This window comes from Dehalococcoidia bacterium (assembly GCA_041653995.1).
Taxonomy (GTDB): Bacteria; Chloroflexota; Dehalococcoidia; order GIF9; family UBA5629; genus CAIMUM01.
The window spans coordinates 1,158,082-1,180,234 of sequence record JBAZEK010000001.1; the positions used below are offsets into that span (position 1 = coordinate 1,158,082).

A 22,153-nucleotide genomic window follows, 5' to 3' on the forward strand; every position below is an offset into this window, starting at 1 on the left:
GGCAATTGAGATTAGCTTCAAGCGGCATACGCACTTGATTATAGGGGCAAATGCAGATACAGTCAAAATAGGAAATCAATCATTGGGCCGCATCGGCCGGCAGGCTGTATAATTAGACCGTTGAGGCAGTGATTAGTCATGCTCATCAGATGTTTGAAAACAGCGGCATTTGTCCTTTTATCTTCAGCTATATTAATCTGTCCCCAGGCCGGCTGCTACACTCAGCCGTCGCAGCCACCGGCCCTGCCGACCTCACCTGCTCCTCCCATTCTCCCTTCCGTCGCCAGCCCACGCTTTCATACCGTTATCCTCGAAGGGCCTGTGGGCACCATCAACTACAACACGGTGACGTTCAAATGGGGAAGCGGTCTCTCCTCGGTGGAGCCCTCCAACTTTATGTACGCCACGTTTCTGGATGGCCTGGACCAGGACTACACACCTTTTCTATCGGATACATCGCGTTCTTTCAGCAACCTGCCCAACGGAAGCTATAAATTTTACGTAAAGACGCAGGACATCAACGGCAATATCGATCCTGCGACTCCCAGCCTGTCCTTTATCGTCTCAGGAGTTGTCCCACCTCAGGTGCAGGCCCTGCCCTCGGCGCCGGGCGTCGATGGGGGGCTGCTGTTGATCGGCGCGGACGTCAGCCGCATTGCAGTGGCCGGGGACGGATCAACCGTTTACGCGCTCGATTCCACCAGCTCGCGCCTGTACCGCTCCACCTCGGCGGGAGTCGCATGGAGAGACATATCCGCAGGTCTGGGCGCCGGCGCGCCATGGATAGACCTGGCCGTAGCGCCTGACGATCCCGGCTTTTTAGCCGTGGTCACGGCGGGCGGCAGCCAGGTCCATATCTCAACGGACGGAGGCGCCACTTTCCAGGGCACGGAGATAACCTCACACCTGGGGGCCGGCCAGGCGGTCAGATGCATAGCCATATCGCCGGGCTACGGATCACCGAGGCGCGAACTGGCTGTTGGAACCTGGAATGGGGCCGCCGGGGGAAGCGTGCTGATTAATATTCTCGCCGGTTTTTCAGGAGGGTGGTTCGATGCGGGCAGCAGCATGCCCGGCTGGGCGCCTCCCGACGGAGGTGGAGTTGACGTAGCCGCCATCAGCTATTCACCGTCCTACGGCTCCGACGGCACCCTGCTGCTGGTTACCTCCAGCGCGGCAAAAACCTATCTCTATGCCGGCGTACGTGACACCGGTTCAAACTCCATAACATGGAACTCCTGGACGGGCTATCCCGTAGTTATCGGACAGGCCGGAGAGCCGCTCAACCATGCCGATATAGCCCTGCCCTCCGACTACAGCGGCAGCAATGCATTTTCCCGCAGGGCCTTTGCCTCGTGGAATAAAAATAATCCGGGACGGGATATCTATCAGGTGTCTGATTACCAGGTCTACCGCATGAATGCTCCCGAAGCGATCGCTTCCATTGCGTATCACGGACGCATCTCGGGCGGCAAGCTGCTGGCGGGCGCCGTGAAGTGCCAGACGGGCGGCTGCTACCAGATACAGACATATTTCACGTCCAATCCAACCTCCATGTACCCGGTCTGGCTGCCCAGCCAGAAGGCGCCTACGGGATCGCGAAATGCCATTGTAAAATGGTCGACTGACGGCATCGCCGCATACGCGGGTACCAGCGGGACGGAGAGCGCTTTCTCGCACAGCCTGAATAACGGCGCGACCTGGAACCAGTAGGCCTTTATGCGTGTAAACAGTCAGTACCTGCGCAAACTAACCACGCCGCAGGATGCAGTTACCCGCATCAATAGCGGAGATACCATCGTCCACGGATCGAGCGTGGCAGAGCCTCCTGCACTTCTCACCGCCTTGGCCGACCGCGCCAGAGCGGGAGAACTAACTGGATTAAGAGTATTCTCCAGCCTGCCCATGCAGCATGCCGCTCGCACGGTCCTTTCTCCTGACTTATCCGACTGTATAGAATCGAACTCCTGGTTTGTGACTGAGGCCGACCGGTCACGGCATAAGATCGGCCTGAGCTACTACGTGCCGACACATATCCACCAGATACCCAGGTTGATGCGGGAGCACATGGATATCAGTGTCATGATGACCACGGTTTCGCCCATGGATAAATACGGATATTTCACCTTCGGCGCCGTAAACGATTACACCGGGACGGCCGCGCGCGCCTGCAGGACCTTGATAGTCGAGGTCAATGAGAACATGCCGCGCGTGCTGGGGGATAATCTGCTGCACATATCGGAGGTCGACATTATTGTAGAGAACCACGTGCCCCTATTGGAGATTAAACCACCGGAACCCGGACCCGTTGACGAGACAATAGGCCGCTGCATCGCTGAAATGATACCGGACGATGCAACCATAGCGCTTGGTATCGGCGGTATACCCAACGCCATAGGGCACTGCCTGTCCGGACACAGGGATATAGGCATTCACAGCGGCGTTTTTACATCCGCCATGGTCGATCTCATCGAGCGGGGCGTGGTCAACGGCAGGAAGAAAAATCTGCACACGCGCAAGCATGTTTTTATAGTGGCGCAGGGCGACAGGCGGTTGTACGACTTCATTCACGACAATCCCAGCATGGAGATCCATCCCGCCTCGTACGTCGAGAACCCGGACGTGATCGCCGGCAACGACAACATGATAGCCGTCAATACGATACTTGAGCTGGACCTGATCGGGCAGTGCAACGCAGAGCACATGGCCGGATCGCAATTCAGCGGCACAGGCGGGCAGCTCGATTTCGTCCGCGGGGCTTTCAACTCCCGCGGAGGCAAGTCGATACAGGCCTTTACCTCCACTGCGCGCAAGGGCACCGTCTCACGCATCGTGCCGCTGCTCAGGTCCGGCACGGCGGTGTCCATACCGCGCATGGACGTGCAGTACCTGGTCACCGAGTTCGGCTCGGTCAACCTCAAGGGCAAGTCTACGCGGGAACGGGCGCTGGGCATCATCGGCCTGGCGCACCCGGATTTCAGGGAGCGGTTACTGAGGGCGGCTGAAGATATGTACCTGCTGTAGCCTGCCGATAAGCACCCGGAAGTAACCCCTGTCGCCTCTATAGCTGAAATTCAGAGCGAGTATCTTCATCCCAACTCCTGTGCCGCATCCTGATAAATCCAAGGACGCGATACATGGAGTCTTAAATAGTCTTTTCAGTCGATACTGAAAGGTTCTCAAGAGAAGGCTTCTATTCCAGCGGCATTCTCAGGACCATTTTGGCCAGGTCCCAGGCATGCTCGTAGAGGTGCAGCCCCTTGCTGAAGGCGTGTATCTCGCCGTCCTCAACACCGATCTCGCCCGCCATATATTCCTTGAGCGTCTGCAGGCCGCCCAGGTTGGTGGGCATGCCTCCCCACAGGTCCCACGACCGGAAATAGAGTATGAAGTGCAGGGCGCCGTCCTGCACGCGCGTGTCCACCAGGCGCAGGCAGGGCGGGTCGGCCTGGTGAAGGCTCTTTTCATTGCCCACGCACATGCACATCTGGTTAGTGTCGAAGCCCTTGCGGTAACGGCGGATTACCTCATCGATCTGCGGCGACAGGAACTCACCATAGGTGTATTCCTCGTTCTCCTGCCTGTCCGGGGTCATCAGGTAGGACATGTACTCCTCGATCACCTCGTCGGTGGTGGGCAGGGGAACGCCGGTCGGCACGTCCGGGCTGAGCGGACGTATGCCGGGCTTGCTGATATTTATGGCGACGAGCTCGATCTCCTTGCGGCGCATGCCTTCGAAGCTGCCCTGCTCGATCTTGTACTCACGGCCTTCTGTCAGGGCTTTCTGCAGGCACTGGTACCAGGCGTCGCCCAGGCTCAATGCATCGATAATGGTAAGTTTCATTTTGTCCGTAGCATCATAAGCAAGTAACACAACGTCTGTCAAGGCGGATGAGATTGACATCATACGCCTTCAAACATCATAATTTATGACTGCAATGATCAAAGCTGTCTTTTTCGATTTCTTCAACACGCTGGCCTATTTCGATCCTCCACGCGAGCAAACATACTCGGAAATTGCGATAGGCCTGGGAATAAAGGCCTCGGCGGACATGATTACAGCCGCATTGCCCGAGGCCGACGCCTACTGGCGCGCTGAGAATTTCAAACAACCTGTACGCCGGCGCGAGCAGGATGACAAGGTGGCGGTTTACAAAGAGTACGGTTCGAGGATACTGGCCGGGACGGGTGCAACGCCGGAGCAGGCATTGCAGATGCTGGCCACGGCCTTCAGCAGGGGCTGGGTTTTCAAATCGTTCCCCGATTCCGTGCCCGCGTTAAAGCTGGTCAAGGAGAAAAAAATGATAACCGGCCTCATCTCCAATGTCGGACAGGAGATCGACTCGTACTGCCGGGAGCTTGGATTTGAGCCCTATCTCGATTACAAGGTCACCTCTTTCGAGGTCGGCTTCGATAAGCCCAGGCCGGAGATCTTCCAGCTGGCGCTGGACCGAGCGGGGGTCAGGTCGGACGAGTCCGTGTTTATCGGCGACGTCTATGAACAGGATATCGTGGGCGCCAGGGGAGTGGGCATGAAACCCATACTGATCAGCCGCAACGGCCTTGCTTCATACGATTGTATTGTGATCTCCGACCTTTCCCGCGTGCTTGATCATATATAAACCGCTTCTCACAGGCCCCTTAAGTACTCCGGCCGCAGCAGTGCGGGGTCTTTTTTCGCAAGGATCGCATCGAGCTGGGCCAGCATTTTACCTTTGTCCCCGGGCATGCTCCCGCGTATGGCGAAGTAATTGGAGGCATGCATGGAGCTGAAGAAGCAGTCCGAGAACGCGGCATGTTCGACAATAGTCCTCAACTCCATCAGGGAATCGAAGGGCGTTATAAGCTCGAAATTTCCTTTCTCCCACTCAAGGTAAAGCGGTGTGCCGGGTATCAGCGTCAGAGTAAGCGCGCCCGCATAATCGGGATCCATCTCCGTTAAAATGCGCGCCGTCTCCATGGCGTGCCGCCGGCTGCCCTGCACGCCGCCCAGGCCGAGTATCACGGTCACCGACAGAAGTATACCCGCCTCCCTTACCTTGGCCGCAGCTTCCACCATCTCGGTATGCGTGGCTCCCTTTTTGATCCTGCTTAGAACCTCGTCGTCGCCGCTTTCCACACCCATATAGAGTATGCCCAGCTTGAGCTCTCTCAGTGCCTTCAGCTCTGCCACGCTGCGCCTGAGCACGTCCTGGGGTGTGGCATAGCAGGCTATACGCTCCAGAGAGGGGAATTTGCCGTTCAGGTATTGCAGCGCTTCCACAAGTTTGGGATAGGGATAAACCAGCGCGTCCCCGTCCTGTAAAAAGACGCGCCTGCCGTCCCAGCGGCGCAGGATGGCATAGACGATGTCGGGCTGGCCCGGCAGCGCCATACGGGAGTTCATATAGAGGGACATGGCGTCGATCTCGCTTTTAACATCCTGAAGGTCGCGTATACCCAGATTGGTGAAGGAAAATGCGCAGAAAGCGCAGGTATTGTTGGAGCAGCCTGACGTGAGTGGCAGGTAGTAGCTGGCATGCTCGCTGGGAGGTCTGATAATCTCCGGCCGTTCAAATCTCATATTTTGATCCCGCTCAATATCAATGTAATTTCGCCACGTAGCTGTTGAGCGGCACACCCAGCGACCTGGCTACAGGGCCGCACTTGGCCTTGAGGCAGAAGAAAATTTTACCCTGGGGGTCCAGTTCATCAAGGGTTTCATAATAACCCATGCCCTTAGCGAAAATAAAATCGGCCGCAGCGAAAGCCTGCTTGAACTCCTCAGAGGCCAGCTCAAACAGGACCCCCGGCGTAGCGGTTCCCGTGGTTATCACCTCCCCGGCCTCCTGCTGCAGGCCGGCTTTGCGGATATCGGCGATGGTGACATCGTTCTGTACCGGCAACTCCTTCACCACGTATATGGTCCTTGCGTATCTGCGCATCAAATTGAGCAGCGGCATATCGAAAAACACTTCCCCGCTGTTATCAGCCAGGTACAGCACAAGGCTTGAGCTCCTGACCCGGCCTTCCAGCAGCGCCGAATCGTCGATCGCGAACTGCAACCCGTTTTCCCTGACCTCTTTCTCCAATTCCCCGATCGGCCTGAAGAAATCCATGGCATTGCCCTGCGCCGCCAGCCTGAGATAATCAACGAAATTCTCCTTGTAGCTGTCCTGTACCAGGGCAAACAGCTTGCGGGCCTCGCTGATCTCGATGTCCTTGAACTTTCGATAAGGGTCATGGTTTCCCGTTACCTGCTTGATGAGGTGGTGCAACGGGGCGGCAACTTCAATAGATACGATGCCGGGCTTCAATTTGTCCCTGATCAGCTCCCCGGCGGCGCGCTTCGAATCCTCCCTCAGGACGGGATCGTCGGTGGCAAAGCCGGACGCCTGGTGGGCCAGCCTCATCAGACAGTCATGGCATTCCGTGGATACTTTCACAACTATTATCGCTATTGCGGGCGCACCTGAAGGTACGCCCCTACAGGTAATAAATGCAGGGGCGGGTTTTTAAACCCGCCCGAAATTGAAATACATACTCAGAACTGCCTGCGGGTCCTGAGGATAAGAATCAGGGTCACGATGACCAGCAAGGTACCGATCCCGATAACGATCCAGACCCACAGCGGTGTCTCCTGTCCCGTTGTTGCCGTATCTGGCACAGGAGGCGCCTCTTCGGTGCGGAAGCTGAAGTTTGCGCTCCAATCACTGGTAATCGGCTGGCCGTTGACCTCGGTTGCCCTCACTCTCCAGAAGTAATTGGTGTCGTAGTCCAGCGTCCCGCTATATTCATATCCTGTTGAAGAAGTGCTGACCTGTATTATAACCTGCGTGAATTCGGAATCTGCCGACATCTGGAATTCATAGCGGGTGGCCTCCTTCCAGGGCGACCAGGAGAAAGATGAAGGCCTGACCTTGCAGGCCATGCATCCGTTGTCGGGAGCCAGCAACTGCACACCATAGTAAGGCGAGTTAACAATGAATCCGGGTTTAACAGTGAAGCTGCGCGCATCCGACCAGGGGCTGGCTGCGATCTGCGTGGTGGCCGAGCGGTAGGAACGTACCCTCCAGTAATAAATCGCACCGGCCTCGGGCAATGCCGCCGGCGCAAGCCAGATGCCCGGACTGGTCATGTTGGACTCATCCATAGCGGCCCGGATCGAGCCCGTGACCGCCTGGATATTTTGGGCGTTGGATATGGCCGGATCGACTCTCAACGTAAAGAGCTTATCCTTGGCAACCTGCAGTTCGTAAACGGTGGAAAGGCAAAGCTGTTCCCATGACAGGTCGATTTGCTGGTTGCGCCCCGTCACCGGATCGGCCCCCACCAGCGCGCCGTCGGCAGGCGCGCGCAGCGCAGGCCCCTTCTTGGCCAGGCAATCAGTATATACCCACAACATGCCCCGCCTGTTGTCAGGATCGTAGCCGGGGTCCTGCATATAGCGGCCCCTGAGCAGGCCTGCCAGGGCTGCGATAAAAGCGTTTATATCACCTGTGAAAGGGATCACTGTATTATCCAGGCTGAATCCGGACTGGTTATCGATCGCCCACAGGGATGTATTGGTATTGGGTGAGCAGCAGCCACAGGCTTTGAGAGCGCTCGGCTCCAGCGTGAAATGCACATAGCACTGTGAAGAGGGCTGAAAGATGTCCAGGCAGTCCCAGTAAATACCGGGCTTGGGCATACCATTGCGCGGCTCCAGTGTACGGCATACGCCGCTGTTCGAGGGCAAACCTCCGGGCGCCGGTGCCAGCGAAGTCGAAATGTTATCGTGTACCGCGTAAATGGCCGGCTGCGGACTGCCCGTGAAGGCCATTGCGATGCCGTAGTAACCCACCAGGTGCGGCGGGTCGCCCGGAACCGCTGCCCCACCCCACCAATTGGGACCATCCGCGCCGTTGGTCGAGTCCATCATATCGTTGTCGCTCCAGCGTGTGAAAGCGGGTGCGGTATTGCGGTAGACGGTGCCCGTCACGTTATCGCCAACAGCAGCATAAATAAAGTTATTATTCTGGAAATCAGTATCGAATATGGCATGGACATTGCCTTTGACGGGCATATCATCCAGGTATCTGTAGAAATTCACACCGCTGTCGGCGGAGTAGGACAAAGACGTTCCGGTCAGTGTGGAACCCCAGTTGGCCCCCACCAGCACTTTGCCATCCCGCGCTACGATAGTATGCGGTGTCACGTAAGTATTGGCCCCGGCCAGGTTGGTGGACCAGGCGGTGCCGGTATACACCAGTTTTTGCACCATGCCGGTGACCCCGGCAACATATATCACCCTGCTGGAATCGAATGTAAAGTCCTCCACTAAATACCGGGGAGCAACGGCAGCCCAGTAGTCCCCATAATCGGGTGACCACGCCATTACCCCGGATCCCGAAGTCGAAGACGGCGCGAACCTTGCGGCCCAGGCCACCACACCTCCGTCGGATGAGTCTGTGCAGGATTGTACCGTGCGCAGGAGAGGCAGGTCGGTCTGCGGCACACGGCAGCAGACCGAAGTGGTATGCAGGAAGACCCTCTCCCAGTAGGTGCCCAGGGGCGCCACGGCAGGAAGAGGGGCGGCCACACCCGGGCTGATGGTTGATCGCCATACGCTGTCGAATTCATTGCAGCCGACGCCCGCATCTCTGTGCACAGAGGCCAAATATATCGTTGTACAGTCGGCCGACACGGCCACATCGTTGAACCAGTCGATGGTGGTATCGATCAGTGAGAGCTGGTTCCAGGTGTCACCATTGTTGCGGCTGATGGAGAAAGCCGACTCGTCATTGGGTATCCGGGTGGATATCCAGGGACTGGGCGACCCGCCCGGTATGACTATTGCCGGCGAGTCCCACCATACGGCGTTGTCGCCGATGATGCCCGATCCGGTGGCGGCATAGGCCAGCGACCCATTGGGATTCCAGGCCACCAGGGCGGCGCCGACGCCCGTCAGATTGTCGCTGCACACCGTTGCATTATCGCTGCCGCAGTTGCCCTGGTTGCCGGCGCCGGTGGGCGGCTTGAGAGACACATAACCGCAGGAGCCGGCGCACGCGCAGGGCGTATCCATAAACAAAGTAGGCACCATCGCATTGCAGGGTGACCCGAAGGCGAAACCCGCCAGCAGTTTACCGCTTGAGTAGGTCCCGAAAAAGGCGATGCTGTATACCTGACGATAGGCCAACGTAGAACCGTAAATGGCGGCCGGCACCTCGTTATCGATCCTGAATACACCTGTTACATTGGCCGCATCGGGAAAGGGGGCATACAGGCTGACGAAGGCGCGCCTGAGCGAGGGCGACATGCCGCTGTAATCGGAAGGGAGGCTCAGGTCCGCGACACCCAGGTTATCGTAAGAAGGGGAGACGTTAGCCGTAGTTGCAACTTCCACGCCTGCTCCAGGGAAAACGTAGGACAGTATGGAGTTGCTGCTCATATCACGTAAACCGATATTGTAGTTGGTACGGTTAACATCGGCATAGATCATAACAACAGCGTTGTCCCCGTTGTAAGTCGGCGAGAATTTTAGGGCGAAATAATCGATGTTGGCTGCGGGGGCCTGCTGCTGCATCCACGAGCCGAAGCCTGCGCCCCTCATGATAAACAGCCTGCCGTTCCCAGCTCCGCTGCGCGTGCCGATCGCGTAATCGCGGCCGGTCCCGTAATCCATGGATATATCCAGGGCCCCGATGGCTTCGCCGGCAGCCGCCATGGCCGGGGCGCCGGCATTGTTCCATGCTGCCCCGCCGTCGGTGGTTACCCAGAGCTCGACCGGTCCCGTGGCCTGTGTGCCGGCTGTAATCGCCCAGATTTTGGCATCGTCGGGCGCGACAGCTACCTGGTAAACATGTTTATCGGCGGCCCATGCTGCATTGCCCGCCAGCATTCTATATGCTGAAGTGGTCCAGGATATGCCGCTGTTGGCCGTATTATAGAGAACTCCCAGCGGACCGGGGGTGTTGGTCGCAGTGACCGTCCTGTTATCCACCGTGACTGCAGCCAGCAGTGTCTTGCCGTCATGGGCGACAGCAATGTCGCGTATCTCGCTGCCCGTGAAACTGCCGCCGATATAAGGATTCAGAACGTCATTTCTATTGGCGACCGAATTGGGCGTACTGACAGTATCCCAGCGCATTACGCCGGGATCAGCATCCGAGCGGTACGGATTCAAAAGGCCTGACTGCAGCAGAGTTACAACTGCAGCCAGTATACAGAATATGAACAACTTGCCGGGTTTTGTTTTTTTCATACGCGGTTGGCCAGTCTCCAGTATCCCCGACCTAGCAAAACGTGTACTATAATAGCACAAGCCGATAGTTAAATGAATTATTAAGGATATGTTATAAAATATGCCTGATACATTGAAACGCCTGCTTGAGCACGGTAAAAATGAGCCGGTTGCGGGGTTCCTGGGAATGAGGTTGCTGGAGCTGTCCCCGGGGTATGCCCGTGTGTCCATGCCGATGAAGCCCGAATATATCAATTTCAACGGTATGATCTTCGGCGGCATTATCTCGTCGGTGGCGGACCAGGCTTTCGCCTACGCCACCAACTCGGTGATCAATCCCAACGTTGCATCGCAATTCAATATCCATTTCATAGCAGCGGTCGGTGTGGAGGACGAACTGACGGCGGAGTGCCGCGTTATGAAGAGCGGCAAGCGGGTATGCATCTCCGAGATCAAGGTTATGAACCGGGAGGGACAGCTTATCGCCACGGCCACCGGCACCACCATCCCTCTGATTTAGAGCCCCGCGACGGGCTTGCGCAACTAAACGGCGACATCTTATTATTAACAGGTAACGGTTTAAATATGCGTAAGGTAAAGATACTGTTTACCGAAATACACAAGCCCGAGTACCACGATAAAAACCCTTTCCGCGAAGGTTTTGAGTGGGGCAAGAAAGTGGTGCTGGACCTGTGCGTGGATATCGACCTGGACGAGATGTTCAATATCTACATCGAGCAGCCGGAGAAGCGCGTCAGGAACGGCAGGGTGATCAAATTCAGCGAATTCGCCATGGAATATCTGGAGCAGGAGCAGCAGCGACAGCGCCGGGTGCAAAGCGGCGGAGGCGATATCTCAGATGAGGGCAAGGCATAGCAAATAAAGGCAGGGGGTATTAGGATGGAAGACTTTGAGAAACTGGGGGTGTTCTACATCGGCAGGGAATATGACATGGCCCAAAAGAAATCGGGCGAAAACCTGGTACTTTACGATTCCAAGGACCTTGTAACGCACGGTGTTTGCGTGGGCATGACCGGCAGCGGCAAAACGGGCCTGTGTATATCTATTCTTGAGGAGGCGGCCCTGGACGGCATACCTGCCATTATCATAGACCCCAAAGGCGACATGCCCAACATGATGTTGACCTTTCCCCAGTTGAGAGCGGAGGATTTCCTGCCATGGATTAACGAGGACGATGCGCGCCGCAAGGGCCTTACGCCGCAGGATTTCGCGGCCAAACAGGCCGATCTGTGGAAGAACGGGCTGGCCTCCTGGGGCGAGAGCGGTGACCGCATCGCCAAGCTCAAGCAGGCGGCTGACTTCGTGATTTACACGCCCGGCAGCACGGCGGGGATCCCCGTCTCCATATTGAAATCGTTTGCCGCACCTCCGGCAGCCCTGATCGAGGATAACGAACTGCTGAGGGACAGGATTAATTCCACGGTCACCAGCCTTCTGGGGCTGGTGGGCAAGGATGCGGACCCCATCAAGAGCAGGGAACATATATTGATTTCGACCATACTGGATAACGCCTGGAGGCAGGGCATCGATCTCGACCTGGCAGCCCTCATACAGCAGGTACAGACACCTCCCGTCAGCAGGATCGGCGTCATCGATCTCGACTCGTTCTACCCTGCTAAGGACAGGTTTGAACTGGCCATGCTGATCAATAACCTGCTGGCTGCGCCGGGCTTCAACGCCTGGCTGGAGGGCGAGGCGCTGGACATCGGGCAGATGCTCTACGGCCCGTCGGGCAAGCCGCGCATGTCGATCTTCTCCATCGCGCATCTCGGCGACGCCGAGCGCATGTTCTTCGTCTCCCTGCTGCTCAACCAGGTACTGGCATGGATGCGCCAGCAACCGGGCACCACCAGCCTGCGCGCCATGGTCTACATGGACGAGATCTTCGGCTATTTCCCGCCGGTGGCCAATCCTCCTTCCAAACAGCCCCTGCTGACACTGCTCAAACAGGCCCGCGCCTTCGGCGTGGGGATACTGCTGGCCACTCAGAACCCGGTAGACCTCGACTACAAGGGGCTTTCCAACACAGGAACATGGCTGCTGGGCCGGCTGCAGACCGAGCGTGACAAGGCACGTGTGCTGGAAGGGCTCGAGGGCGCGTCAGCAAGCCAGGGGGCGAAATTCGACCGCCAGGCCATGGAGCAGACGCTGGCCGGCCTGGGCAACCGCGTCTTCCTCATGAACAACGTCCACGACGACGAGGCGACGATATTCGAGACCCGCTGGGCTATGTCATACCTGAGGGGACCACTCACCCGCACACAGATTAAGACGCTGATGGACCCGGTAAAGGCCCAGATGCCCAAAGCGCCTGCGCCTGCCGCGCAGGCAACCGCCTCTCAGTCGCCCGCATTCACAGCACCTACACCCGGGCAGGCATCAGGTGCGGCAGCGCCGGCGAGGCAGGCGGCTATGCCGTCGGGACGTCCCGTAATCCCTCCCGACGTATCACAGTACTTTGTACCGGCCCGGGGCAGCCAGTCTGGAAACGCGCTTTTATACAGGCCGTCCGTACTCGGCGTGGCGCAGGTGCATTTCATAGATGCCAGGTCCGGAGTGGATATGACGGATGATACCGCCGCAACTACTGATATCACAGATGATCCCATACCGGTCAATTGGGACAACGCCCGCGATGCCGGTTTCAGCATCTCCGACCTGGAGAAAGCGCCCCGCGAGGGCGCCCAGTTCGGGACCTTGCCGGCAGTGGCAGGCAAGGCGCGCAGCTATGATGGCTGGAGCAAGGAGTTCACTACCTGGCTTTACGGCAGCAAGAAATACGAGCTATTTAAGAGCCCGACCTACAAACAGGTTTCCAGGCCCGGAGAGTCGGAGAGGGACTTCAGGATAAGGCTGGGCCAGAGCGCCAGGGAACAGCGCGACGACATGATTGATAAACTCAAGAAGAAATACCAGGCCAAGATAAACACGCTGGAAGAGAGGATCCGTAAAGCGCAGCAGGCGGTGGACCGCGAGGCCGAGCAGCAGAAGCAGCAGCAGATGCAGACCGTGATCAACGTTGGCTCCACGCTGTTGGGAGCATTCCTGGGCAAGGGCTTCGGCGCCGGCACCGTTGGCAAAGCGGCCACCACCGCCAAAAGCGCCGGACGTATCTTCAAGGAGAAGGATGACGTGAACCGCGCCAGGGAGAGCGTGGCAACGCATCAGCAGACGCTGGAAGAGTTGGAAGCTGAGTTCAAGGCCGAGATGGACGAACTCGCCGCCAAGACCGATCCGGCCACTGAAGAGCTGCAGAAGATATCCCTTCGGCCGGCCAAAAAGGACATCGTGGTCAAGCTGGTCGGACTGGCCTGGCTGCCCTACTGGCGTGCACAGGACGGCACGGTTTCCGCAGCCTGGCAATAGACGCGATTGAATGACAATCCATCGCAAGATGGATTTATACGGTGATTTTAAGCCTGTGCCTGAGGTAAAGACCTGCCAGCAGGCCGGTGAGCAGCCCGCCCAGGTGTCCCTGCCAGGATATGAATGAGAACGGCAGCAGGATGAGGAAGCCGATGACCACGGCGATCCACAGGGGCATGGGCACCGGTATGGGAAAGATAAACACTTTGACTTTCGGTGCGACAATTGCCAGCGCCCCGCCCAGGGCGAAGACCGCCCCCGAGGCGCCGATGGTCGCCGCGTAGGGAGACGACAACGCCAGGACAAAGAGACCCCCGACAATGCCGCCGGCAAAGTAAACGATGAGAAAATTGCGCATGCCGGCGATGCGGTTGAGGAAGCTGCCGAAAAAATACAGCGTCAGCATATTGGTCAGCAGGTGCCAGAAATCCGCCTGCGTGAACATGTACGTTACGAGTGTCCACGGCCGCGCCAGAAGGCCGCCCCAGGAACCGTACAGCGCAAGGTAAGGTATGATATTGCCCCCGGTGAAGGCGGCTATGTTTACCCCAAGATATACCAGCACGTTCAGGATTATGATCACGATTATGGGGATGAGCTCTCCCTCACCCGTGCGATAACGTACATTAGACATATCTATTTACCCTGATTAATGATTTTTATCCTTATTTAGTTTATCACGACCGGAACGAGAATCGGCATCAGGCCGGCGTGTAGTAGGTCAGCCCGTCCTCATTATATTGCTTGACTTTTCCCCGTTCCAGCAGGTAGATCAGGTGCGCGATGGTCTCCCCCATGGCGAACCATTGCTGCACTATAGGAAAATCTTTCCATTCTTTGGCCTCGATTCTCCACGTGATATACGGCGCGACCTGATATGCCGTCTTGTCACCCTGCTTGAGGGCGGCCACGGCCTCTTCCAGCCTCACCCTGTGATGCTCCTTCAGTTCCTGGATACGCTGCTTGTGCTCATGCCAGGATCTGCGGTGCGCCGGCAACACCAGCTCGGCATCCAGGGTACCGGCCTTATCAAGGCTGTTCAAATAGTCTCCCAGGGCATCGCCCATCTCCGGCCAGTGGGCTATATTGGGAGTGATATCGAAGAGAATGTGGTCTCCCGAGAACAGAATCTTTTTGCCTTCATCATAAAGGCACATATGTCCCGGCGAATGGCCGGGCGTCTCCACGCACCTGAGCGCGTAGCCGCCGACCTCTATGACCTGCCCGTCGTCAACCTCTGTGATATCCACCAGGCGGCTGGGGCTGTAGAGGTAGCCCGGATGCTTCGCCATCGATTCTTTGAGCACCTGGAGGGGGAATCCGTTGGCCGTGTAGTAGTCCAGCAGGTCAGCCCAGTGGCGCGGGCCTTTGACTATTTTCGTCTCGGCGCGCCCGAAATAGCAGATCGAGCTCTCGGTGGCCAGGTCGCCCGTCAGCCCGAAGTGGTCCGCGTGCAGGTGCGTAACGAACAGGTCCGTCCTGTTGAGATCGATACCCAGCTTTTGTATAGCGGGCATCATCACTTCCTTGCATTCCGGGCGGTTCATGCCCGTGTCGATAATCAGGTTTCTGTCGGCGCCCCTGATGACGTAGCAGTTGACCGACTTGAGTGGATTTTTCGGCAGCGGCAACTCGATTTTGTAGAGGCCCGGTAAAATATCTTCTATCATTTCAACCCTTTTTAAACATAATCGCTTAATTATACTTGTATCCGGGCAAATTGGCATTATCGCCCTTGCGAAACCCTGTTGACACCCCCCAATCGGTTTTGTTATGATACGGCAATAGGTTTCCGATAACCGTTTAAAAATGACTTTTGAAACGCAGGACGTGGAAAGAAAGACCCTGTCCATCCTCAAGGTATTGGCAGGAGAAGAGGAGCCGCTGGGCTCCATCGTTATTGCACGCAAGCTCAAGGACCTTGGCATCGACCTGGGTGAGAGGGCGGTGCGTTACCACCTCAAGATGATGGACGAGCAGGGCCTGACCAGCCTGGCCGGCCGCCGCGACGGCCGTCTCATCACACTGCTGGGGAGGAGGGAATTGAAGCAGGGCATGGTCAAGGACAAGGTGGGCTTTGCCCTGTCCCGCATCGAGATGCTGGCCTTCCGCACCTCCTTCGACCTGGAGAAGCGATCGGGAATGGTGCCGGTCAACATCACCGTGTTCGGGAAGTCCGATTTCCAGAAGGCGCTGCGCCTGATGAAGCCGGTGATGGGTTCACGCCTGACCGTGAGCAGGCTGGTGGCGGTGGGCCGCGCCGGTGAGAAGATCGGAGATTTCATCGTGCCGTCCGACAGCGTCGCGCTGGCCACGGTCTGCAGCATAGTGGTCAACGGGACCCTGCTCAAGGCCGGCATACCCATGGATTCCAAATTCGGCGGGCTGCTGCAGATGCAGGACCATGAGCCGCTGCGCTTCGTGGAGCTGATACATTATGCGGGATGTTCGCTCGATCCTTCGGAGATTTTTATCAAGGCCGGGATGACATCGGCCTCACATACGGTTAAGACGGGCAGCGGCAATATACTGGCCAATTTCCGCGAGATACCTTCCATCTGCCGCCCCATAGCGCATGACGTCATCTCCGGGCTGGCCAGGGCCGGCATTAACGGCGTCCTGGTCTTCGGGTCGGTCAGCGAAGCGGTGTGCGAGGTGGCGGTGGAGCTGAACCGCGTGGGCATCGTCCTGCTGGGCGGGCTCAATCCGGTAGCGGCGGTGGCGGAGGCCGGCATACCGTTGGAATCACACGCCATGAGCACCGTAGTGGATTATAGAGAGCTTGTTGGTTTCGAGGAGTTGCTTCAATGAAAGAGATCAAGGTCATACCCTGTCTGGACATCAGGGAGGGCAGGGTGGTCAAGGGCGTCAAGTTCGTGGACATCCGGGATGCCCGCGACCCGGTAGAGGCTGCGGAAGCCTATTGCCGCGAGGGGGCCGATGAACTGGTCTTCCTCGACATATATGCCAGCGTGGAGAACAGGAAAACGCGGCTGGACTGGGTGCGCAAGGTGGTTGAAAAGGTAACCATACCGTTCGCAGTTGGCGGCGGCATCGGCAGCCTGGCTGACATGAAGGCGCTGATTGATTCGGGAGTGGACAAGGTGTCCATCAACACCGCCGCGGTCACCAACCCCGACCTGATCAAGCAGGCGGCGCGCGAATTCGGCAGAGATCGCATCGTAGTGGCCGTGGACGGCCTCAAGAACCCCTCCGGCAGCGGACGTCCCAGGCTGGAGGTGGTGATCAAGAGCGGCAACGAGCCGACGGGGCTGGACATCGTGGACTGGGCGCGCAAGATCGAGAAGCTGGGGGCCGGCGAGATACTGCTCACCAGCAAGGACGCGGACGGCACCAAGGAAGGCTACGACATCGAGATGACGCGCGCGGTGGCGGAGGCCGTTTCCCTGCCGGTAACAGCCTCGGGCGGCGCAGGCACGCTGGAGCACCTGTACCAGGCGGTGGTAGACGGCAAAGCCTCGGCGGTGCTGGCGGCTTCCATCTTCCATTTCCGCGAGATCTCCATCAGGGAAGTCAAGGAATACCTGAAGAGCAAGGGGATACCTGTTAAGCCGCTCCCCAAATAGCCGTTAAATCCAATTATATTTAAATTCAAGAGGAGGAAGCATGTCTCAAATCAACCCGTTTGAAATCGTCAGGAAGCAGGTGGATAAATGTTCGCGCATCCTGAAACTGGACCAGGACGTAACCGATATATTGAAGAACCCGTTACGTGAGCTGCACGTATCGCTGCCGGTCCGCATGGACAATGGCGCCGTGAAGGTGTTCCAGGGCTACCGCGTGCAATACAATGATGCCAAGGGCCCGACCAAGGGCGGCATTCGTTTCCACCCGGACGAGACCATCGACACCGTCCGCGCCCTGGCGGCCTGGATGACATGGAAGTGCGCATTGATGGACCTGCCGCTGGGCGGGGGCAAGGGCGGCATCATTTGCAACCCCAAGGAGCTGTCCGAGGGCGAGCTTGAGCGCCTGAGCAGGGCCTATGCCCGCGCCGTCTACCAGTTCATCGGCCCCGAGAGGGACGTGCCGGCGCCGGACGTATATACCACACCCCAGATCATGGCCTGGATCATGGACGAGTATTCGGCCCTGGCCGGCAAATCGCAGTTCGGAGTTATCACGGGTAAACCGCTGGCGCTGGGCGGATCCAGGGGACGCGGCGACGCCACGGCCATGGGCGGCATGTACTGCATACGCGAAGCCGCCAAAGAGCTGAAGATCGATCTGAGCAAGGCGACCATCGCCGTACAGGGCTTCGGCAACGCAGGATATTATGCGGCCAGGCTGGCCAAGGAGATGTTCGGAGCAAAGATCATAGCCGTCTGCGACAGCCAGGGCGGCTGCTACTGTAAGACGGGCATCGACGCCGATGAGGCCCAGAAGGTCAAGACCAAGACCACCTCGGTCTGCAACCTCAAGGCCGGCGACAGGATCACCAGCGAGGATATACTCGAGCTTGATGTCGACATACTTATCCCCTCGGCCATGGAGAACGTCATCACAGAGAAAAACGCGGCCGACATCAAGGCCAAAATCGTGGTTGAGCTGGCCAACGGCCCGACCACGCCCGAAGCGGACGATATCCTCTACAAGAAGGGAGTGCACGTTATACCTGACTTCCTGGCCAACGCCGGCGGCGTGACCGTGTCCTACTTCGAGATGGTGCAGAACTTCAACATGTATTACTGGACGGAGAAAGAGGTTTACTCCAGGCTGGACGAGAAGATGACCACCGCCTACCATTCGGTCTACGATACCCACAAGGAATACAAGATCAATATGCGGCAGGCGGCTTATGTGAGGGCTGTGGAGCGCGTCGTGGAAGCGATGAAGCTGCGCGGCTGGGTATAGACTCTAATTTAATATTACGTGTAATAAAAAGGGGCGGCTTTAAAGCCGCCCCTTTTTAGTGTTTTTCATTTAGCAGTTTTGATCACAAAAACACCACTCCCTAGTAATCAAACAATAAGAAATCATGAAACCACTACTAGTTCCCCATCTATTACAATAAGCTCATCTACTATTTGTAATTTTCTCTTCGTCTCTACGTTTGCGAAAAAGTGTATTTCGTCGCCAACAATGCTGATATCGAAATTATTAGCTGGGTACCCGCTAATGTTCAATTTTGAGGGTCGTTCCCATTCCTGCAATACATCTGAGACCTTAAGCAAGAAGGCAAGTGGCGCTTTTGTTATGTCGATTTTACTACCATTATAACTACTGCTTGGGAGACTATGAATATAGATTGCAGCACACGCTGAGCAAATATCTGTATCAAAATATTCTTGGCTCCAGTTTATGCTGCTGTAATTGACATATTTATCTTCATAAGCCCTTCTCTTATTATTTTTCTGGTACATCTGGTCAATTAAATAGAGAATAGTTAAGGAACTAACAATGCCATGATTGATTCTATCGGACCTACACATTTTATCAAGTTCATTCTTAGCCATGATTTTTAAATCCCATTTATATAAATATGTCTGAATTATATTGAGACTATTCCAGCCATTTGTTAATCGCGTTAGCCTCCTGAAATCCATCGGCAACCTCATTGCGCAGCGGTTAACACCAGTTTTTCTTGCTATCATGTCAACTCGTTCGAAATAGGTAAAAATTATATTGGACGCATATTCAATCGGATAACCCACATCATGGAATAGGCCTGCCAGCTTCCATTGTAACTTGTCGACTTTGTTACCCAATTTTGGCTTAATGTAGCGCTCATTGAGATATATTCCGATTAAAAACGTGAGTAATGAGTGCGTACCATGTTCTCTGGCCCATGGCTCTAATTCTCTGATACCCCTTTCAATCTCTATTAACCCAGTAATCTCGTCCAGTAGCTGCTCTTTCCCATGAGCTGCCATAATATTTCTAATAAGTGCAACAGCCATTTTCTGTCTGTCATCAAGTGCATCCATCTCGATAAACTCACTAACATCACGATATTGACAATCGTAGTGGTACAAATACTCTGAACATTCTGTGAGCAGAAAGCTGTTAATATCCATGGATTATCGCCCTCCAATATTACTCGCTGGACATGAAGATTTCTTTAACGCTGCAGTCCCTCTACTTCATGATACACTCAAATTATGCGGATAATATTGATCCTTTTCTCATTTTATAGATTGCACCCTGTTAAAATAACCCTCATGACCTCACCCTAATTGAATATCACTACTCGAATCCAGGCAAGCACCGTTGATAGATTTTCATATTTCTTTTATGGTAGAACAAATCCTCAGACAGCGTATTTCCATTCGTCTCTATATGAGACAGATTCTTTGCTGGGAAAAATGAAAAGGCGCATTTTTTATAATATCTACTATTCTTATTGTAAGGATTTTGCGTCAGTCTTCGACAAAGAGGATATAGGCATTCTGCCACCTCATTACAGCCCCTTGCAGTTACGCTGGTTGCGTCCATAATTTGAGAAAATCCACCTAATAAGACATCCACAAAATTAATTATGTCTACGTACTCAGGATTATGGAGCTCTCTTTGTGAATCACTGGCTATCGAAGTTATCTGCGAACACCTAACGGAAACATTAGACTCCCGACTATTTACTTTATAGGGAGAATGCACTAAAAATGGATCATCCACAGAAAGGTTTCTATCTTCTGAGTAGATTTGTGCGACTTCTACAGCGTCACTATTAGCATCGAAGAAAAAGCGACATGCAGAAAATAAACCTATGTGAAAGAATGTGTTATATATTCTGTATTTTCGAAGTTGTCCATCAGATGGAGGGCCGAATTTGTTATAGTCAAGATTATCTGTATTTATGCCAAAAAGATAGAATTTTACGTGGTAATACAATTCTTTTACATATAATTTGGCCCATGCCTTCGCTGTCCTTGATCTGCTGCTGATCTGGCTATTCGAGCGCAATTCACTGAAATGAATTCGCTTACTGGCATCACAACTTGCATCATTCTTGGCTCTACGTAAGCACTCGCCGAGTAACACTGATGTATGTGAATTGCAAATAATGTAGCCGTGATACAGCCATCCTGGAATCATTCTTTCATCGTGAAATATCAATGCCTCGATTTTAGCCATGATTCTTACCTGGATAACGCATTGACCTGTGCAGTTTTCATAAATAATATTACATCAATGAATTAATGCGAATCTGACTAAATTACTTAGATCACCATTGTGAGTCATATCGATGAGCACTTAGAATACAAACCCATCTATTTGTTACTGATTTGCGATTTTCATGGCCTTACTATTCCCAAACACCCAAATCGCTTCAAAAATCTTTCATGATAAGTTGCCCCTTTAAAATATGGATATTTAATAATAGTGAGTGCAAATATAACAAAGATTTATCAAGACTAAAGTTTGTTTATAATTATTCTAAAACTTAAAGATTTTATTTACATAGAAATAATAAGTGAATCGGAGGCTAATATCCTACTAATCAAAATCTCGCAACGATCATGCATGAATTTATTTAACTAAAGCAATTCTGTCTGGCGTACGGAATCCTCTTTTTATTAAGATGTCTCTTTCCTTCAGCAGACAAGCGCGATTATGTGCTATTGCATCATCAAATTGCTTCCGTTCCCACGCACCAATACACTTATAACCATCATCATAAAAAGGATCATTATAATTCGGAATGTTCAAATATCGCACGACATTTTTCTTTTTCTCATACTTTTCACTGTTCAACTCGCATTCAATGTCAAATTCTCGGCCAATATGATGAAAAAGAACGCATTGTTCGAATTCACTATTAAATGCATACAACGGTCTTCTCAAGCTGTCAATAATTGTATTTGTTATAGATTTCAGCGCCTCGATTCCATCATGTGACTTGGCACAGTAAATGCGAATATGATCCCCATCAATATATCCTAGAATAACTTGGATTATGTCTTTATATCTTCTAGAATCATTAAAATAATCACTAAAATTTCCGATAGTCTCAATGTCAATTATAGTTCCTATAAAATCAGACGCAATTTTTTCTTCGTAGTCTGCTATCATTCAATTTTCCTCCTTTCTATCGATTCAGCTTCAATTTAAAGGTTATAAATTTACATGCAATTAATAATACACAGGATACTTTTTATTACGACAATTTTGAGACCATTGATATGACTAATAAAAGTGCAGTAAAAAACTCAAGTAACTAAAACCATGCATAATCGCAGAAAATACAAGAGACTCCGTCTATCACTCTATATCTCCCCCTATGATGATTATATCAGTATATGCATATACTGATAATTTTACAGGAAGTTCACAGTCGGGATACAATGATGAAATTGCGCGGCTGGGTATAGGTTCTAATCCAAAATCACGTGTAATAAAAAAGGGGCGGCATGAAAATGCCGCCCCTTTACTTTATATACCGTCCACTACGCGATTGTCTGTCTTTTTTTCGCAGAATACTGTGCCCTGTGGCTCCTGGCCAAAGGACAACTGCAGGATTTACAGTTTTTTATCGTGATCTCGCTGTGGGAATGTTCTACCAGGTGAAAGGTGAACTTGCAGCCCCCGTCGTGAATATTA

At 54.2% G+C, this 22,153-nt stretch carries 18 protein-coding genes; 9 read left to right on the top strand and 9 right to left on the bottom strand.

What is annotated here, in order from left to right; all coding sequences use genetic code 11:
* Positions 1 to 138 precede the first annotated feature (138 nt).
* Positions 139 to 1,713, top strand: coding sequence for a triple tyrosine motif-containing protein (locus WC359_05650; protein ID MFA5399900.1), 1,575 nt, complete (start codon positions 139 to 141; stop codon positions 1,711 to 1,713).
* A 6-nt stretch (positions 1,714 to 1,719) separates the two neighbouring features.
* A complete protein-coding gene (locus WC359_05655; GenBank protein ID MFA5399901.1) occupies positions 1,720 to 3,024 on the top strand; it encodes an acetyl-CoA hydrolase/transferase C-terminal domain-containing protein in 1,305 nt (434 codons plus the stop codon).
* 169 nt (positions 3,025 to 3,193) lie between these two features.
* Here WC359_05655 and WC359_05660 read toward each other — a convergent pair whose 3' ends face one another.
* A complete protein-coding gene (locus WC359_05660) occupies positions 3,194 to 3,844 on the bottom strand; it encodes a thymidylate synthase (protein MFA5399902.1) in 651 nt (216 codons plus the stop codon).
* Positions 3,845 to 3,929: 85 nt separating this feature from the next.
* Here WC359_05660 and WC359_05665 point away from each other — a divergent pair, with 85 nt between their 5' ends.
* The gene (locus tag WC359_05665; GenBank protein ID MFA5399903.1) at positions 3,930 to 4,622 is read left to right on the top strand and encodes an HAD-IA family hydrolase; all 693 of its coding nucleotides are present in this window, start codon (positions 3,930 to 3,932) and stop codon (positions 4,620 to 4,622) included.
* Positions 4,623 to 4,630: 8 nt separating this feature from the next.
* Here the strand turns inward: WC359_05665 and WC359_05670 are convergent, their stop codons facing one another.
* From WC359_05670 to WC359_05680, 3 genes are all read right to left on the bottom strand, one after another.
* Entirely contained in the window at positions 4,631 to 5,563 is a 933-nt protein-coding gene (locus WC359_05670) for a radical SAM protein (GenBank protein ID MFA5399904.1), read from the bottom strand.
* Between the two features lie 19 nt (positions 5,564 to 5,582).
* On the bottom strand, positions 5,583 to 6,425 hold the full coding sequence (locus WC359_05675; protein MFA5399905.1) for an ARMT1-like domain-containing protein: 843 nt from the start codon (positions 6,423 to 6,425) through the stop codon (positions 5,583 to 5,585).
* A gap of 98 nt (positions 6,426 to 6,523) precedes the next feature.
* Positions 6,524 to 10,225, bottom strand: a complete 3,702-nt coding sequence (locus tag WC359_05680; protein ID MFA5399906.1) for a hypothetical protein — start codon at positions 10,223 to 10,225, stop codon at positions 6,524 to 6,526.
* Between the two features lie 100 nt (positions 10,226 to 10,325).
* Between WC359_05680 and WC359_05685 the strand changes: the two genes are divergently transcribed.
* The 3 genes from WC359_05685 (at position 10,326) to WC359_05695 (ending at position 13,591) form a co-directional block, all read left to right on the top strand.
* Positions 10,326 to 10,724 (top strand): PaaI family thioesterase, encoded by a 399-nt coding sequence (locus WC359_05685; protein ID MFA5399907.1) that lies wholly within the window; start codon positions 10,326 to 10,328, stop codon positions 10,722 to 10,724.
* 65 nt (positions 10,725 to 10,789) lie between these two features.
* Positions 10,790 to 11,080, top strand: coding sequence for a hypothetical protein (locus tag WC359_05690; GenBank protein MFA5399908.1), 291 nt, complete (start codon positions 10,790 to 10,792; stop codon positions 11,078 to 11,080).
* Between the two features lie 24 nt (positions 11,081 to 11,104).
* Positions 11,105 to 13,591 carry an ATP-binding protein gene (locus tag WC359_05695; protein MFA5399909.1) on the top strand — a complete coding sequence of 829 codons (2,487 nt, stop codon included), beginning with the start codon at positions 11,105 to 11,107 and terminating at the stop codon, positions 13,589 to 13,591.
* 34 nt (positions 13,592 to 13,625) lie between these two features.
* Here WC359_05695 and WC359_05700 read toward each other — a convergent pair whose 3' ends face one another.
* Together WC359_05700 and WC359_05705 are read right to left on the bottom strand one after the other, a co-directional pair.
* Positions 13,626 to 14,225, bottom strand: a complete 600-nt coding sequence (locus tag WC359_05700) for a rhomboid family intramembrane serine protease (GenBank protein MFA5399910.1) — start codon at positions 14,223 to 14,225, stop codon at positions 13,626 to 13,628.
* Positions 14,226 to 14,292: 67 nt separating this feature from the next.
* Complete coding sequence (locus WC359_05705) at positions 14,293 to 15,261, bottom strand: MBL fold metallo-hydrolase (GenBank protein MFA5399911.1); 969 nt, start codon at positions 15,259 to 15,261, stop codon at positions 14,293 to 14,295.
* Positions 15,262 to 15,400: 139 nt separating this feature from the next.
* Between WC359_05705 and WC359_05710 the strand changes: the two genes are divergently transcribed.
* The 3 genes from WC359_05710 to WC359_05720 are packed head-to-tail and all read left to right on the top strand — an operon-like array spanning position 15,401 to position 18,466.
* The gene (locus WC359_05710; GenBank protein MFA5399912.1) at positions 15,401 to 16,402 is read left to right on the top strand and encodes an NrpR regulatory domain-containing protein; all 1,002 of its coding nucleotides are present in this window, start codon (positions 15,401 to 15,403) and stop codon (positions 16,400 to 16,402) included.
* Positions 16,399 to 17,178: an imidazole glycerol phosphate synthase subunit HisF gene (hisF, locus tag WC359_05715; GenBank protein ID MFA5399913.1), complete on the top strand. Its 780-nt coding sequence runs from the start codon at positions 16,399 to 16,401 to the stop codon at positions 17,176 to 17,178. The genes WC359_05710 and hisF overlap by 4 nt, the downstream gene beginning before the upstream one ends.
* A gap of 40 nt (positions 17,179 to 17,218) precedes the next feature.
* On the top strand, positions 17,219 to 18,466 hold the full coding sequence (locus tag WC359_05720; GenBank protein MFA5399914.1) for a Glu/Leu/Phe/Val dehydrogenase: 1,248 nt from the start codon (positions 17,219 to 17,221) through the stop codon (positions 18,464 to 18,466).
* A 122-nt stretch (positions 18,467 to 18,588) separates the two neighbouring features.
* Here the strand turns inward: WC359_05720 and WC359_05725 are convergent, their stop codons facing one another.
* The 3 genes from WC359_05725 to WC359_05735 form a co-directional block, all read right to left on the bottom strand.
* Positions 18,589 to 19,629 carry a hypothetical protein gene (locus WC359_05725; GenBank protein MFA5399915.1) on the bottom strand — a complete coding sequence of 347 codons (1,041 nt, stop codon included), beginning with the start codon at positions 19,627 to 19,629 and terminating at the stop codon, positions 18,589 to 18,591.
* A gap of 169 nt (positions 19,630 to 19,798) precedes the next feature.
* Complete coding sequence (locus WC359_05730) at positions 19,799 to 20,686, bottom strand: hypothetical protein (GenBank protein MFA5399916.1); 888 nt, start codon at positions 20,684 to 20,686, stop codon at positions 19,799 to 19,801.
* A 396-nt stretch (positions 20,687 to 21,082) separates the two neighbouring features.
* Entirely contained in the window at positions 21,083 to 21,625 is a 543-nt protein-coding gene (locus WC359_05735) for a hypothetical protein (GenBank protein ID MFA5399917.1), read from the bottom strand.
* Positions 21,626 to 22,153 lie beyond the last annotated feature (528 nt).

Bases quoted from the DNA above. Each gene is read 5' to 3' on its own strand.
- WC359_05710 (MFA5399912.1), top strand. From the start codon at position 15,401: ATGACTTTTGAAACGCAGGACGTGGAAAGAAAGACCCTGTCCATCCTC.
- WC359_05655 (MFA5399901.1), top strand. From the start codon at position 1,720: ATGCGTGTAAACAGTCAGTACCTGCGCAAACTAACCACGCCGCAGGAT.
- WC359_05735 (MFA5399917.1), bottom strand. From the start codon at position 21,625: ATGATAGCAGACTACGAAGAAAAAATTGCGTCTGATTTTATAGGAACT.
- WC359_05730 (MFA5399916.1), bottom strand. From the start codon at position 20,686: ATGGCTAAAATCGAGGCATTGATATTTCACGATGAAAGAATGATTCCA.
- WC359_05720 (MFA5399914.1), top strand. From the start codon at position 17,219: ATGTCTCAAATCAACCCGTTTGAAATCGTCAGGAAGCAGGTGGATAAA.
- WC359_05685 (MFA5399907.1), top strand. From the start codon at position 10,326: ATGCCTGATACATTGAAACGCCTGCTTGAGCACGGTAAAAATGAGCCG.
- WC359_05700 (MFA5399910.1), bottom strand. From the start codon at position 14,225: ATGTCTAATGTACGTTATCGCACGGGTGAGGGAGAGCTCATCCCCATA.
- WC359_05650 (MFA5399900.1), top strand. From the start codon at position 139: ATGCTCATCAGATGTTTGAAAACAGCGGCATTTGTCCTTTTATCTTCA.
- WC359_05660 (MFA5399902.1), bottom strand. From the start codon at position 3,844: ATGAAACTTACCATTATCGATGCATTGAGCCTGGGCGACGCCTGGTAC.
- WC359_05695 (MFA5399909.1), top strand. From the start codon at position 11,105: ATGGAAGACTTTGAGAAACTGGGGGTGTTCTACATCGGCAGGGAATAT.
- WC359_05665 (MFA5399903.1), top strand. From the start codon at position 3,930: ATGACTGCAATGATCAAAGCTGTCTTTTTCGATTTCTTCAACACGCTG.
- WC359_05690 (MFA5399908.1), top strand. From the start codon at position 10,790: ATGCGTAAGGTAAAGATACTGTTTACCGAAATACACAAGCCCGAGTAC.
- hisF (MFA5399913.1), top strand. From the start codon at position 16,399: ATGAAAGAGATCAAGGTCATACCCTGTCTGGACATCAGGGAGGGCAGG.
- WC359_05680 (MFA5399906.1), bottom strand. From the start codon at position 10,225: ATGAAAAAAACAAAACCCGGCAAGTTGTTCATATTCTGTATACTGGCT.
- WC359_05670 (MFA5399904.1), bottom strand. From the start codon at position 5,563: ATGAGATTTGAACGGCCGGAGATTATCAGACCTCCCAGCGAGCATGCC.
- WC359_05725 (MFA5399915.1), bottom strand. From the start codon at position 19,629: ATGGATATTAACAGCTTTCTGCTCACAGAATGTTCAGAGTATTTGTAC.
- WC359_05705 (MFA5399911.1), bottom strand. From the start codon at position 15,261: ATGATAGAAGATATTTTACCGGGCCTCTACAAAATCGAGTTGCCGCTG.